12 protein-coding genes are annotated in these 13,737 nt (G+C 73.3%); 5 read left to right on the top strand and 7 right to left on the bottom strand.

The window, feature by feature from the left end; translation table 11 throughout:
- Positions 1-107: 107 nt before the first annotated feature.
- The 3 genes from ABIA33_RS21360 to ABIA33_RS21350 all read right to left on the bottom strand — a co-directional run bounded on the left by ABIA33_RS21360 (position 108) and on the right by ABIA33_RS21350 (position 3,859).
- A complete protein-coding gene (locus ABIA33_RS21360) occupies positions 108-647 on the bottom strand; it encodes an actinohivin (RefSeq protein WP_370083944.1) in 540 nt (179 codons plus the stop codon).
- Between the two features lie 718 nt (positions 648-1,365).
- Complete coding sequence (locus ABIA33_RS21355) at positions 1,366-2,253, bottom strand: hypothetical protein (protein ID WP_370083943.1); 888 nt, start codon at positions 2,251-2,253, stop codon at positions 1,366-1,368.
- A 109-nt stretch (positions 2,254-2,362) separates the two neighbouring features.
- The gene (locus tag ABIA33_RS21350) at positions 2,363-3,859 is read right to left on the bottom strand and encodes a hypothetical protein (protein ID WP_370083942.1); all 1,497 of its coding nucleotides are present in this window, start codon (positions 3,857-3,859) and stop codon (positions 2,363-2,365) included.
- 113 nt (positions 3,860-3,972) lie between these two features.
- On the opposite strand from ABIA33_RS21350, the gene ABIA33_RS21345 reads away from it, so the two are divergent.
- The 4 genes from ABIA33_RS21345 (at position 3,973) to ABIA33_RS21330 (ending at position 7,517) form a co-directional block, all read left to right on the top strand.
- Complete coding sequence (locus ABIA33_RS21345; RefSeq protein ID WP_370083975.1) at positions 3,973-4,758, top strand: LamB/YcsF family protein; 786 nt, start codon at positions 3,973-3,975, stop codon at positions 4,756-4,758.
- Positions 4,755-5,477 (top strand): allophanate hydrolase subunit 1, encoded by a 723-nt coding sequence (locus ABIA33_RS21340; protein WP_370083941.1) that lies wholly within the window; start codon positions 4,755-4,757, stop codon positions 5,475-5,477. Before ABIA33_RS21345 ends, ABIA33_RS21340 begins: the two co-directional genes overlap by 4 nt.
- A complete protein-coding gene (locus ABIA33_RS21335; RefSeq protein WP_370083940.1) occupies positions 5,474-6,337 on the top strand; it encodes a biotin-dependent carboxyltransferase family protein in 864 nt (287 codons plus the stop codon). The genes ABIA33_RS21340 and ABIA33_RS21335 overlap by 4 nt, the downstream gene beginning before the upstream one ends.
- A 91-nt stretch (positions 6,338-6,428) precedes the next feature.
- Complete coding sequence (locus ABIA33_RS21330; protein WP_370083939.1) at positions 6,429-7,517, top strand: WD40/YVTN/BNR-like repeat-containing protein; 1,089 nt, start codon at positions 6,429-6,431, stop codon at positions 7,515-7,517.
- Positions 7,518-7,579: 62 nt separating this feature from the next.
- Here the strand turns inward: ABIA33_RS21330 and ABIA33_RS21325 are convergent, their stop codons facing one another.
- The 4 genes from ABIA33_RS21325 to ABIA33_RS21310 form a co-directional block, all read right to left on the bottom strand.
- Positions 7,580-8,446: an SGNH/GDSL hydrolase family protein gene (locus tag ABIA33_RS21325; protein WP_370083938.1), complete on the bottom strand. Its 867-nt coding sequence runs from the start codon at positions 8,444-8,446 to the stop codon at positions 7,580-7,582.
- The gene (locus tag ABIA33_RS21320; RefSeq protein WP_370083937.1) at positions 8,443-9,606 is read right to left on the bottom strand and encodes a glycosyltransferase; all 1,164 of its coding nucleotides are present in this window, start codon (positions 9,604-9,606) and stop codon (positions 8,443-8,445) included. The genes ABIA33_RS21325 and ABIA33_RS21320 overlap by 4 nt, the downstream gene beginning before the upstream one ends.
- Positions 9,603-10,769, bottom strand: a complete 1,167-nt coding sequence (locus ABIA33_RS21315; RefSeq protein ID WP_370083936.1) for a glycosyltransferase family 4 protein — start codon at positions 10,767-10,769, stop codon at positions 9,603-9,605. The genes ABIA33_RS21320 and ABIA33_RS21315 overlap by 4 nt, the downstream gene beginning before the upstream one ends.
- 503 nt (positions 10,770-11,272) lie before the next feature.
- Positions 11,273-12,697 carry a HEAT repeat domain-containing protein gene (locus ABIA33_RS21310; protein ID WP_370083935.1) on the bottom strand — a complete coding sequence of 475 codons (1,425 nt, stop codon included), beginning with the start codon at positions 12,695-12,697 and terminating at the stop codon, positions 11,273-11,275.
- 377 nt (positions 12,698-13,074) lie between these two features.
- Between ABIA33_RS21310 and ABIA33_RS21305 the strand changes: the two genes are divergently transcribed.
- Positions 13,075-13,704, top strand: coding sequence for a PAS domain-containing protein (locus ABIA33_RS21305; protein WP_370083934.1), 630 nt, complete (start codon positions 13,075-13,077; stop codon positions 13,702-13,704).
- Positions 13,705-13,737 lie beyond the last annotated feature (33 nt).

Raw genomic sequence — 13,737 nt, 5'->3', positions numbered from 1 at the left:
AGGCGAGCGGGGTGAGGCGTCCTCCTCGACACTCCCCACCACCGCCCGCCCGGTCATCCAGCTCCGCGCTCATCGAGCTCCGCGCGGGTGAGACCGGATTGTGATGCTCAGCTCAACCAGAACTGCTGGAAGCCGGCGTACTGACCGTTCTGGTCCTGGCAACCGAAATCCCGCAGCCCGTAGCCGCTGTCGTCGATGCACTTGCCCGTGGCCACGTTCTTCAGCACGACCGAGCCGTTGGGCTCAAGGAACATCGTGAACTGCTGGAAGCCGGCGTACTGACCGTTCTGGTCCTGGCAACCGAAATCCCGCAGCCCGTAGCTGCTGTCGTCGATGCACTTGCCCGTGGCGACGCTCTGCAGCACGTCGGTGCCGTTGGGCTGTCCCGTGATGCGGAACTGCTGGAAGCCGGCGTACCGACCGTTCTGGTCCTGGCAACCGAAATCCCGCAGCCCGTAGTTGCTGTCGTCGATGCACTTGCCCGTGGCCGCGCTCTGCAGCACCCACGTGCCGTTGGCGGCGTAGGGCTGCATCTGGTGGCCGATGGTCTTCGGGGACACCGTGCTGGCGCTCGCGCTGCCGACGCCCAGACCGAGCGAGCCGACCAGGGCGACTCCGCCGACGGCGGCGACTGTCCATTTACGCATTTCGCGAACTTCCTTTTCGGATTTTCGGAGGCCGGCGCACATTCGCGGGAGGTCCTCCGTGGCACGTCAACCATGGTTACGGAGCGTGCGGCGGGGCTCCATGGCGTTCGCTTTGCGTTTCGCCGCACCGCGCCTGCTCCCCTCCCGGCAGCTGAGTCACGACACATGACGAACCATCACCACAGAAGAGATGCTCGGCTGCACGGCGGAGTTCACCCGCGAGCGCACGGCGGACCGGCAGTCAGCGCCCGGGGCTCCCCAGGCCGTCGCCCCGACTCAGGGATCGAGCATGACGACCTCCACATGCTGGGCAGCTCGGAGCGATCCGCGGCCTTCTCAAGGAACCCGCCGCCGACGGCCGGACTGGATCCCGTTTCAGGATGAGTACGAAAAGATGAGTGCTCAAAGGTGCGTGCGAGCCTGGTTGAGCTCGTACAACTTGCGCACTCACTCATTCCTGTTCATGATCGACAGGCGGGGGTGCCTGGTCTCACCAGACGATATCCAGTGATTGCGGTACATATCCGGCTCTCCCGCTCGGCCGGCGACTCCACCGCGCCGGACACGCAGTGTGCGGCGTGCCACGCGTGGCTCAAGACCCACCAGCGTGATCCGATGCAGACCCTCGAGTACCTGGACGACGGCGTGTGGCGGGCGAAGCTACTCGCGGACCGCCCCGGCATGAGGCGCCTGGTGGCTGGTAGGCGGAATGGGTGGATCAGGACGAGTGGAAGGGCAGGCCGGCGTCGGCGACCAGTTCCTCCGTAGGGTCGGGGGGCAGCAGGGTGGCGCTGCCGTCGCTGACCGGGACCACGCCCAGGGCGAGCAACTCGGCCATGGCGGCGCTGCCCGCGAGGTCGCGGACCTGCAACTGGTAGCGGGCGGTGGTGCGGAAGGTGCCGCCGGAGTCGTCCGAGGTCTTCTGCAGAAAGCCGGAGTCGACCAGGAAGGCCGTGGCCTTGCCGACGATGCCGATGGTGGACCCGGAGAGCCTGCGGGCGTCCTTGGTCGCCCCGGTGGCGCTGCGCCGCAGGTAGACCCGCCAGGCGGCCTCCAGTCCGGGAGTGTCGCTGACCGGGTCGGTGTTGGCGCCCTCGGCGTCGGCCTGCTCCTCCATGCGGCGGCAGACCTGGCGGACGAAGGTGTCGACGCCGTTGACGGTGATCCGGCCAAGGTAGCCGTCGTCGGCGAGATCCTCGGGACGGGGGAAGGCGAGGGCGGCGACGGCGAGGTGGGCGAGGCCGTGCAGGAAACGATCGGTGGACTCGGACGCGGCGCGGCGGGAGTAGTCGCCCAGCCGCACGGCGAAGACGGAGTCCTCGGCGGCGGCGACCGCCATCCCGGCGCGGGGCGAGACCTCCAGCACGATCAGGCCGAGGCCGGTGGCGACGGCGTCGGTGAGGCGGACGAAGGCGGGGTCGTCGCGGTAGCGCCGGACCAGTTCGCCGTACTCGGCGTCGCGGGCGGGCAGCAGCTTCGGCTGGAGGCCGAAGGAGACCAGCCGGGAGGCGTCGGCGACGTCGGCGGGCGTGATCGGCGGGGCGCCGACGGCGGGGGTGCCCGCAGGAGCGGGCGGCACCGTGAAGTCGTCGGTGTGGCTGGTCACGGGCGGTGCTCCTGGCGGTGCGAGTGCGGGTGCGGCTGCTGTGGCGTTGGCGTTTGCGCGGGGGTTGGCGGCGGCGTTGAGTTCGGCGTCGCGGAGGCGGGACTGGAGCTCATGCGACCTCCGCGCGTTCGGCGGCCATACCGGCCGCGTCGAGGAGCGCGCTGCCGACGATCAGGTCGGCGCCGCCGAACTCCGGGTCGTCCAGGCGGGTTCCGTCGTCAACGGCGAACAACAGCCGCTCCTCGCCCTGCCGGTAGGCCGTGCCGACCGAGGGGCTGGCCGCGTGGACCGCCAGCAGGGCGACCAGATAAGGCAGTTCGGGGTCACGGCGGCGGGCCTCGGCGAGCAGGCCGGAGAGCCGGCGCGGGGCGTCGGGCGGGAGGTCGAGCAGCTCGTGGGCGGCGTCGAGCTGGGCCTCGGAGAAGCGGCTGTCGTCGGGGGTGTCCACCAGGTCGGGTTCGGGCAACTCCGCCCCCAGGTGCTCGCGCTCGACGGGTGGCGTGAGCAGCACGTCGACCAGATCGTTGACGCGGACCGAGATCGGGGTGCGCAGTCCTATGGCGCTGCCGAAGAAGGCGTCGGTCACCTGACCGGCCTGTTCGACGGGCAGGCGCAGCAGCGGGGCGAGGAGCTGGCCGTAGAGGTCGAGGCCGGACCGGGCGGTGGGGGCGGCGAAGGCCTGGCGGTCCTGCTCGGCGCGGAACAGCGGGCCCGCTTCGAGGAGCCGGGTCTGCAGCTGGGTGTGGCGGCGGATGCAGTCCTTGACGATGTCGACGAGCTCGGCGGCGCGACGCTTGTGCTCGTGGTCCTCCGCCTCGTCGCGGGCGCGGCGGATGTTGGTGAGAATGGCGTTCTCGTGCCGGTAACGGTCGGAGATGTGGTCCAGGGCCTCGGCGATGAGGTCCGGGACAGTCTCCATCCAGTCGACGGCGCGCACGTTCCGGCGAGTGGCCTCCAGGGCGCGGCGCAGCGTCTCGGCGAACTGGACCGTGCGGTAGCGGGCCTGCTCGGCGGCCAGCTGGGCGTCGGCGAGGCGGCCGCGGCGGATCAGCACCTCCAGCTTGACCTCGGCGGCGATCTGGGCGCTGGTGACGTCCGTGTCGAGGGCGCCGACGAGGACGTTGACCGCCTCGTCGGTGGTGCGCAGGTAGACGCCGCCGTCGGGGCCCGGCACCTCCTCGATCAGCTTGAAGTCGTAGTCGCGGCGGACGTAGGAGCCGTTGGTGGTGAAGGTGCCGTAGACGGCCCGGAAACCCCGGTCGACGCTGCCGACGTTGATCAGGGACTCCAGCACCCAGCGGGCGACTCGTTCGTGCTCGGTCCAGGGCCGGTTCGGAGCCTGGGCGGCGACCCGGGGTTGGAGCCTGGCCAGGACCTGATCGCGGTCGGCCCCGGTGTCGAAGTCCATCTGCAGGGTGACCAGGTCGATCGCCGACAGGGCCACCTCGGCCATGGCGTAGACGGCGTACTCGCCCGCGAGGTTGGCCTTGCGGCTGTCGAGGTCGTGCAGCGGCGCGGTGCACGCGAGCGCGCGCAGCCGCCGGGCCAGCCCCTCGTCGGCGGCTGGACCCGGCGCCAGGCGGCTGGGGTCGGCGGTCGTGGTCATGGAGGAAAGGTTAGGGGGTGGCACTGACAAGGTCCGAAACGCCACGGATGAGCCGGTCTGATGTGATCCGGGCCACGTGCCGCGGAGCGCGGCAGCTCCGCTCCCTGTTTAGGATCAGTGCTGTGACGGAGCCGGTGGTCGATCTCAACGCGGATCTGGGCGAGGGTTTCGGACGGTGGACGCTGACCGACGACGACGCCCTGCTGGGTGTGGTCACGAGCGCCAACGTCGCCTGTGGCTTCCACGCGGGCGATCCCTCGACCATGCGGCGGGTGTGCGAGCGCGCGGCGGAGCTCGGGGTCCGGATCGGGGCGCAGGTGTCGTACCGGGACCTGGCAGGGTTCGGACGGCGGGCGATGGACGTGCCACGTGGGGAACTGGCAGACGAGATCGCGTACCAAATCGGTGCGCTGGACCTCTTCGCGCGGGCGGCGGGCACGGTGGTGGCGTATGTGAAGCCGCACGGCGCCCTCTACAACCGGGTGGTGGCTGACGAGGAGCAGGCCGGTGCGGTGGTGGACGCGGTGCTCGCCTACCGGCGGGCGGACGGGCGGGGGTTGCCGGTGCTGGGGCTGCCAGGCTCCGCGCTGCTGCGCGCTGCTGCGGCGGCGGGGCTGCCGGTGGTCGGCGAGGCGTTCGCCGACCGCGCGTACACGGCCGCGGGGACCCTCGTGCCGCGTACCGAGCCCGGCGCTGTGGTGCACGATCCGCACACGGTGGTCGCTCGGGCGGTGGGGATGGCTCGGGACGGCGAGGTCGTCGCGGTCGACGGAAGCCGGGTCGCGGTACGGGCGCGGTCGCTGTGCCTGCACGGGGACACGCCGGGAGCCGCGGAACTGGCGTTCCGGGTACGAGAGGCGCTGATCACGGCAGGGGTGGGCGTCGAGGCGTTCGGATGACCGAGCGGAGCGAGGCGGGTACGCGGACGGTGCGGGTCCGCCGGGTGGGGCGGTCCGCACTGCTGCTGGAGGTCGGCAGCGACGGCGAGGTGGCAGCGCTGCACGCCGAGTTGATGCGCTGCCAGTCGGAGGGCCTGCTGGGACGCGTCGACGAGATCGTCCCGGCCGCGCGCACGGTACTACTGGACGGGGTAGCCCAACCCGAGCTGGTCGCAGGGGAGTTCGAGGGACGCCGGTTGGAGCCCCTGACTGCGGGACACGGCCCGGTGGTGCAGGTACCGACGGTCTACGACGGTGCGGACCTGGCGGAGGTGGCCGGGCTGTGGCGGGTGTCGGTAGCGGAGGCGGTGCGGATCCACGCGGGCTGCGAGTACCGCGTGGCGTTCTGCGGGTTCGCACCGGGGTTCGCGTACCTCACCGGCCTTCCGGAACAGTACGCCGTTCCGCGCCACGCCACGCCTCGGACCCGCGTCCCCGCAGGTTCGGTCGCGCTCGCCGGCCCCTACACCGGCGTCTACCCGGGGGCGTCGCCCGGCGGCTGGCAGCTGATCGGGCGGACCGAACTCCCGCTCTGGGACCCGGATCGCGACCCCGCCGCGCTGCTCACCCCTGGCACCCGGGTACGGTTCCTCGCGGTCGAACCGAAGGGTGCGGAACCCAAGGCTGGGGAACCGGGGGCTGGGGAACCGACAGCCGGGGAACCGGGGGCCGGGCGTTGAGGGCTGTCGAGGTGGTCCGTCCCGGCCCGTTGACGACGGTCCAGGACCGCGGCAGGGTCGGCGTCGCCGCGCTGGGCGTGCCGCGCGCCGGGGCGCTGGACCCGGACGCGCACCGGCTGGCGAACCTGCTCGTGGGCAACGACCCCGGGGCCGCCGTCCTGGAGAGCACTCTCGGCGGGGTCTCGCTGCGCGCGCTCGCGCCGCTGGTCGCGGCGGTCGTCGGCGCGCCCGCGCCGGTGCGGGTGGACGGCCGGGCCGCTCCGTGGGGCGCGCCGGTGCGGGTGCCGACCGGTGCCGTGCTCGACGTGGGGAGCGTGACCTGTGGCGTACGCGGCTACGTCGCGCTGGACGGCGGCGTCGCTGTGACCGCTGTCCTGGGCAGCCGCTCGGCGGATCTGCTGTCGGGGCTGGGACCGCCCCGGCTCGCGGCCGGCCAGGTCCTGCCGCTCGGACCGGCGACGGGTGAGCCCGTGTGGATCGATCCGCTGCCGCTGCCCGCGCCACCGGCGGAACTGCAGCTGCGGCTGGACCCAGGCCCGCGCGAGGACTGGTTCACCGCGGATGCGCTGCGGCTGCTCGCCACCTCTCGCTACACCGTCTCCCCCGTGAGCAACCGGGTCGGCCTGCGCCTGCTTGGCCCGCCGCTCGAACGGCTGCCCGACCGGGGAGAGCTGCCGAGCGAGGGCATGGTGCTGGGCGCGGTGCAGGTGCCGCCCGATGGTCTGCCGGTGGTGTTCCTCGCAGACCATCCGACGACCGGGGGCTATCCGGTGGTCGGCGTGGTACCGGCAGCCGATCTGACAGCGGCGGCCCAGGCCGCGCCGGGAACACCCGTACGCTTCGCGGTCACCGGACGGTGAATTGGCGCGTCGGCAGGACAGCGGCTCCCGGAAGGAGAAGACTGCTGCTGATTGTCAGCTGCAGGCACCGGACGGGACGAGGTGGTCCGCAATGGGCGAGGTACTACTGGCCGTCGGTACGGCCAAGGGGTTGTTCCTGGGACGCAGCGCGGACCGGCGGAGCTGGGAGTGGACCGGGCCGCACTTCGTGATGCAGGGCGTGTACTCCGTGGCGATCGACTCCCGGGGCGCCCCGCCGCGGATCCTGGTGGGCGCCGACAGCAGCCACTGGGGCCCTTCCGTCTTCCACTCCGACGACCTGGGTGCCACCTGGCAGGAGCCCAAGCAGGCCGCGGTGAAGTTCCCCGAGTCGACCGGGACCTCGCTGGAGCGGGTGTGGCAGCTCCAGCCGGCGGGAGAGAAGGAGCCGGGTGTCGTCTACGCCGGCACCGAACCCGCCGCGCTGTTCCGCTCGGAGGACGGTGGGGAGTCGTTCGCGCTGGTGGAGAGCCTGTGGCGGCATCCGCAGCGGGAGTCCTGGGGTGCGGGCTTCGGCGGCCAGGGAATGCACACCGTGCTTGTCGACCGCAACGACCCGCAGCACCTGACCGTCGCGGTGTCCACCGGCGGCGTCTACCGCTCCACCGACGGCGGCGAGACCTGGGCCCCGTCCAACACCGGCGTCGAGGCCCGGTTCCAACCGGACCACTTCCCCGAGTTCGGGCAGTGCGTGCACAAGATCGCCGTGGACGCGGGCGACCCGTCCCGCATGTATCTGCAGAACCACGGCGGGGTGTACCGCAGCGACGACGCGGGCGGGACCTGGACCTCGATCGCGGAGGACCTGCCTGCGGACTTCGGCTTCGCGGTGGCGACCCATCCGCGCCGCCCGGGTACGGCGTACCTCTTCCCGCTGGTTGCGGACTACGAACGGCTGCCCCCGGAGCGGCGCTGCCGGGTCTACCGCACCGAGGACGCGGGCGTGACCTGGCAACCACTCGCCGAGGGCCTGCCGCAGGAGGCGCACTACGGCGTGGTGCTGCGGGACGCGCTGTGCACCGACGACGCCGAGCCGGTGGGCGTCTACTTCGGCAACCGCAACGGCGAGGTGTACGGCAGTGCGGACGAGGGCGACTCCTGGCAGTTGCTGACGGAGCACCTGCCGAGCGTGCTGTGCGTGCGGGCGGCAGAGTTCAGGTGACTGAGCTCAGGTGACGGAGCTCAGGTGACAGGGTTCAGGTGACCGGGTTCAGGTGACCGGGTTCAGCTGACGGCCCGGAGGGTCGATCGGTCCTCGGCACCGCCCAGGGCGCGCAGCGCCTCCGCGGTACTGAGGGCAGCCTGCCGGTCGAGGAGTTCACTGCCGGCCTGCCGCTGCCGGGCCTCGGTCGCGGCCAGCCGCAGCAGGTCGGGGAGCAGGTCGGTGCAGCGTTCGAGGACCCAGCGGGTGCCCTTGGTCGCCATCCACCACGCCTGCGCGGCCGGGGTCGGCGCCGATTCCGTCGGTTCGGGGCCGGGAGCCGGACCGAGCGCGGTGCCGGCGGCGGCGAGCAGTGCGTGGAACTCGCGGGCGAGGGCGCGGTGGCCGCGCTCGCTCGGATGGAGGCGGTCGACGCTCCACATCCGGGGGTCGTCCACCCAGGCGCTCTGGGCGACATGGACGTGAACGGCGGAGTAGCGCTCACTGAGGGCGTGGACGACTTCGTTCACGCTGTGCATCCGGCGCGCCAGCGGGCGGGCGAGCGGTCCCGGCAGGCGGAGCATCCGTCCGGGATCCGGGAGGCAGGCCGTGAGCAGGGCCGTGTCGCCGTCGGCGAGCGCGGCAAGGGTGGTGTCGAGGTTGCGGGCCACGGCGTGGATGTCGTAGCCGGCCCGTAGGGTGTCGTTGACGCCGACGACGACGGTGGCGACATGCGGGCGGTGGGCGCGGGCCGCCGGGAGTTGACGGTTCATCACGTCTGCGGTCAGCGCGCCGCTGACCGCGAGGTTGCGCAGGTCCACGGCGCTGGGGTGCGTGGCGAGGCCGTCGGCGAGCAGGGCTGCCCAGCCGCGCCAGCCGCCGTCGGCGGCGGGGTCGCCGAGCCCTTCGGTGAGGGAGTCGCCGAGGGCGACCATGCGCAGCGGGTTCACGGTTCGGCTCCCTGGGGTACGGAGGTCGCGGGCGCGACCATGTGGGCGGCGAGGAATCGTTCGACGGCCTGGTCCCAGCCGTACTGTTCGGCCCGGGCGCGGGCCGCCCGGCGGCGGTCGGGCTCGGGGCGGGCGAGGAGTTCCTGGACGGCGTCCGCGAACCCCGCGCCGGTGTCGGCGGCGACGGCCCCGGCCGGCCCCACGATCCCCGGCAGTGCGGAGGAGGCGCTGACCGCGACGGGTGTGCCGGAGGCGAGGGCTTCGAGGGCGGCGAGGCCGAAGGTCTCGATGGGTCCGGGCGACAGGGCGAAATCGGCGCTCGCGAGGAGCGTGGAGAGAGCGTCGGGGGAGCTCAGATGGCCCAGCAGGTACGCGGGGAGATCTTCGTCCCTGATCCTGGCGGCCATGCGCCGGCGCAGCGGCCCGTCGCCGGCGATGGCCAGCACCGCGGGAACGGATCTGCGGCGCAGTTCGACGAGTGCGTCGAGGGCCCGTTCCGGGCGCTTCTCCGGGGACAGCCGTGAGCACAGGACGAGCAGGACCTCGTCGGGGCGGGCGTAGTGGGCGCGGGCTGCGGCGTTGTGGTGGCGCGGGTGGCGCTGCGCCAGGTCGACGCCGAGCGGCGCGCGGACGACGTTGCGCGCGCCGACGCGGTGGAACTCCGCCGCGGCCCATCCCGTGGTGCAGATGACGGCGTGGTAGTCGCGCGCGGTCGCGGCGTTGAGGCGGTCGGCGGCCCTGCGGGCGAGGGATTCGGGCAGGCCCCAGGTCCGCAGCAGGCCGTCGAGGCTCTCGTGGGAGACCATCGCGGCTGGTACGCCGTGGCGGCGGGCCCAGCCGCCGGTCCAGCGCAGGGTGCTGCGGTCGGAGACCTCCAGTCGGTCGGGGCGCAGCTCCGCGAGGAGGTCGGCCAGGGCCGGCCGGTCGAGCAGCACCCGGTAGCCGCCGGTGCCGGGGACGGTGCGGCCGGGCAGGGTGATCACCCTGCCCTGTCCGGTGTCGTGGTCGGTAGGGGCCTGGCGGGCCGGCCCGGGGACGATGAGGACGGGTTGGTGCCCGGCCGCGAGGTAACCCGCGCCGAGGTACTGAAGGGCGGTGCGCAGGCCGCCCGAGACCGGGGTGACGAAGTTGGCGAGCCGGACGATGCGGAGTGCGTTCATGCGGCGGCACCACCCGCGTCGACGGTGGCGAGCCGGGGGCGTGGGCCGGTTCCCTGTTCGGCGAGGATCTCGCGGTAGTGGTCGATGAGCAGGTCGCCGACGGATTCCCAGGTGCGTCCGGCGACTTCGGCGCGCGCCGCCGCGCCGAAGCGGGTGCGCAGGGCCGGATCGGCGACGAGTTCGGCCACCGCGCGGGCGACCGCACGGGAATCGCGCGGCGGCACGAGGAGGCCGGTGCGGTGGTGGGCGATCAGGTCGAGCGGGCCGCCTACAGCGGGACCGACCACCGCCACCCCGCTCGCCATCGCCTCCTGGATGGTCTGGCAGAAGGTCTCCATCGGTCCGGTGTGGACGAAGACGTCCAGGGACGCGTAGAGGGCCGCGAGCTCGTCCCCGGTGCGACGGCCCAGGAAGGACGCGCCGGGCAGGGTCTGCCGGAGCATCGCCTCGCTGGGTCCCTCGCCGATGACGACGAGGCTGACGCCGTCCAGCCGGCCGACCTCCGCGAGCAGGTCCAGCCGCTTCTCGGGGGCGAGCCGCCCCACGTAGCCGACGAGGACCCGCCCACCGGGGGCGAGGTCGCCGCGCAGTCCCTCGTCCCGGTGCCGGGGGTGGAACCGCACCGAGTCGACGCCGCGCGGCCACAGCCGTACCCGGGGGACGCCGTGTGCGGTGAGGTCCTGGGCGGCGGGGGTCGACGGGGCCAGGGTGCGGGCGGCCGCGCCGTGCACGGTGCGGATCCTGCGCCAGGCCGCTGCCGCTCCGATGCTGCTGCCGGCCCGGTAGGCGCGGGCGTACCCGGCGAGATCGGTCTGGTAGACGGCGACGGCGGGCAGTCCGAGCCGGTCCGCGGCGACCATGGCGCGGGCGCCCAGGACGAACGGGCTGGCCAGATGGACGATGTCGGGCCGGTGCTCGGCGATCAGCTGCTCGAGGCGGCGGGTGGGTAGGGCGAGGCGCACCTGCGGGTAGCCGGGGAGCGGCATCGCCGGGACGCGGACGACGGGGCAGGGGTCGGGGGCGGTGGGCGGCACGGCCGGGGCGGGCGCGATGACCAGTGGTTGGTGACCGCGCCGGACGAGGTGCTCGGCGGTGCGCAGGACGGAGTGGGCGACGCCGTTGAGATCCGGCGGGAAGGATTCGGTGACGAGGGCGACACGCATGTCTGCGTTATTCCGAGGCGCGGCGTGCGCCGGGCCAAGGGGATCTGTCGCAGGGACGAACGGCTACCGAACCCTCGGACGCGGCAGCCCGGACCGGCCGCGGGCGGCGGCCCCGGAGCGGCGGCGGGGCGGCTGCGGGACAGCTGCGCCGGGGTGGCCATGCGCGGCGGCGCCGGACCGGCTGCGGGGGGGGCCGACGGCGGAGCGGCTGCGGGCGGACGGCGGTGCCGGAGCGGCTTCGAGGCGCGGCGGCGGAGCCGGAGCGGCTTCGAGGCGCGGCGGCGGAGCCGGAGCGGCTTCGAGCGGCGGTGCCGGAGCGGCGCCGGCGGAGCGGGGAGCGGCTACGGGCGGGCGGCGCCGGGGCGGCCGGTGCCGGAGCTGCTTCGAGGCGCGGCGGCGGAGCCGGAGCGGCTTCGAGCGGCGGTACCGGAGCGGCGCCGGCGGAGCGGGGAGCGGCTACGGGCGGGCGGCGGCGGAGCGGCGGGGGCGCGTCGGCCCGCGAGTCAACCCGCGCTGAGCCGTCCCCGTACCGCCGCGTGGACCTCGGCCTCCTCGCCGGGGTCGGCGGCCAGGCGCCGCAGACGGTCGAGGACCCGGACGTCGCCCTTGGTGAGCACATGGCGGGCGGCCAGCTCGCGGGTGGTCTCCTCGCAGTCCCACAGGCACTCGACGGCGGCCCCGGTCGGGAAGCAGGGATCGGTCGCCGCGAGGCTGCGGGCGGCGCTTCCGCGCAGCTGGGAGCAGCTGGTCTCGGCGTAGACATGGCGCAGGACGGGCACTCCGGCGACGGCCTCCAGCCGTCCGACGCCCTCGACCAGGACCGCGAGACCGTCCCCGTCGGCGCCGTGCTGGTAGATCCAGCGATGCAGGGCGGCGACGACCGAGGGGGCGTCCGCCTCCTCACCCACGCAGGCGAGCAGCCCGGCGGCGGCGTCGGCCAGCGGCCCGCCCTCGGGGTCTGCGGCCCAGACCCGGGCACGGCCGACGAATTGCGCGCTGCGCATCCGGGCCAGCGTGGCGAGTGCGAAGTCCGCCGTCTGCCGGGAGACGTCGGCGGCGGCGAGCTCGATCAGCCCGGGGGCCTGGTCGTCGTCGTGATCAGCGAGGTGACGCAGCGCCGCGCAGCGGGAAGCGTCCTGACCGGTGCGTGCGGCTTGGAGCAGCAGTGGGCGGTCTTCGGGGCCTGCGACGGCGGCGAGGCAGCGGGCTGCCGCGGTGGCACGGCGTTCGAACTGCTCGGGTGATGCCTCCGACGAGCCCGACGACGAGTTGTCGGCCCAGGCCAGGACCGCGGCGGTGCTCCAGGCCGGGGCGTTCGACGGCCGGTCGAGCTGGCGTTGCCACAGGTCGAAGGGGGCCTGCTGGGTGGCGTCGGCGACTCTCGGGTGGGACTGCGCCCAGAGGTGCCAGGGCCTCGGTTCGTAGGCGTTGCGGACGGCGGCGCGCAGTGCGCCGTCGCCCTCGGGGCCGTCAGGGAAGCGGGCGAGCACGGACTCGGCGAGCTGCTCCAGGGCTGCGTCGTCCTCGCGTACGGCGAGCTCGTCCAGCGCCCAGGCCCAGTTGCTGCCGGAGATGACGTAGCGGCGCAGCAGCAGCAGGGCGTCGCGCCGGCCGTAGCCGGCGAGCCGTCCGAGGACCGCCAGGGTCAGGCCGGTGCGTGACTCGTCGTCGTCGAGCAGGTCCTCGACGTTGAAAAGGTGGTCGTCCAGGCCCTGCAGCGGCGCCTCGAGCTCCATGTAGAGCCGGGCGTAGTAGAGGGACCGGTTCTCGACCTGCCAGTCGCGGCGGGGGTCACGGGTGACGCACTCCTCAAGAGCGGCGAGAGCGTCGAGACGCTCGGCCGCCAGAGCGTGCAGGGTGCCGTCCCCTCGGCCCCGCTGAAGCAGGCCGAGAAGGGAGGCGCTGGGCGCTATCGCGGGCTCGAACATGAGGTCAGCATCCGTTGCGGCGGTCCTGGTGGCAAAGGAATTTCCGTGAATCCGGTCCCGAAGGCCCCAGGGTGGTAGTGGCAGTGGGGGGAACAAAGGACCGGGTGGGGGCTTCCCCCCGGTCCGAGCACGGAATCGTACCGTTCGGGTGGCTTCCGGTGCACCTTCCTCCTGCGGGGCCGGGCTGAGGGGATGCCTGTGACCTCAGCAGGCCACTGGGGTGAAGCGGGCGTGGGAGGCCCGTGCCAGCCCTGTTGAAGATCGCGAAATATGCCAACGGCAAGGGTGGTTCGGGTTCGTCCAAAAGCCTCACCGCACCGTTTCGCCTGTGCGACAGTCGTAGAGGCAGAGGGAAGCACACACAACCGCGGGAAGCCATGCAGTCCCACGCCCCAACCGATCCGCCGACCGGACCGCCCGACCCGTCACCGGCCGCGTCACTGCTCGCCACCGTCCGGCTGCTGCGCGTGCAGCTGGAGGCGGCCTGCGACCAGGCGGCGGGGTTGGCGGCGACCGGGCGCGAGCGGCCCCAGCCCGCACTGTGGGATCTGGCCCGCGACAATCTCGATGGGCTCCAGGACTGTCTGTCCCGCCTATGGCCGCAGGGCGCCCCCGCGGACGCATCCGGGGCACTGATAGCTCAGCACCCCGGTGCCTTCGGCGGTGCCGATGCCGAATGGGATCTTGCCGACGACCGGGTGGTCTGGTCGGCGGAGATGTTCCGGATCTTTGGACGCGACCCCGGACTCGGCCCGCTGACACTGGACCAGCTGCCCGCGCACCTGCACGTCGAGGACCGCCGCCGGCTTTCCGGACTGCTCACCGCGGCCCTGGTCGACGGCAAGCCGATCGACGCCGAGTTCCGCATCTCCCGACCCGACGGGACCCAGTGCAGCGCGCACTGCGCCGGCGAACCGGTGCTGGAGGCGGACGGGACGGTCCGCTCCATCTGGCTCGCGGTACGGGACGTGACGGATTCACCGCGGGCACGGCGGCTCCGGCAGTAAGTCCAACCGCTGTAGGTCCAACCACAGTAGGTC

It is taken from the genome of Streptacidiphilus sp. MAP12-16 (genome assembly GCF_041262165.1).
GTDB lineage: Bacteria > Actinomycetota > Actinomycetes > Streptomycetales > Streptomycetaceae > Streptacidiphilus.
This window is presented reverse-complemented; position numbering and strand designations above follow the sequence as displayed.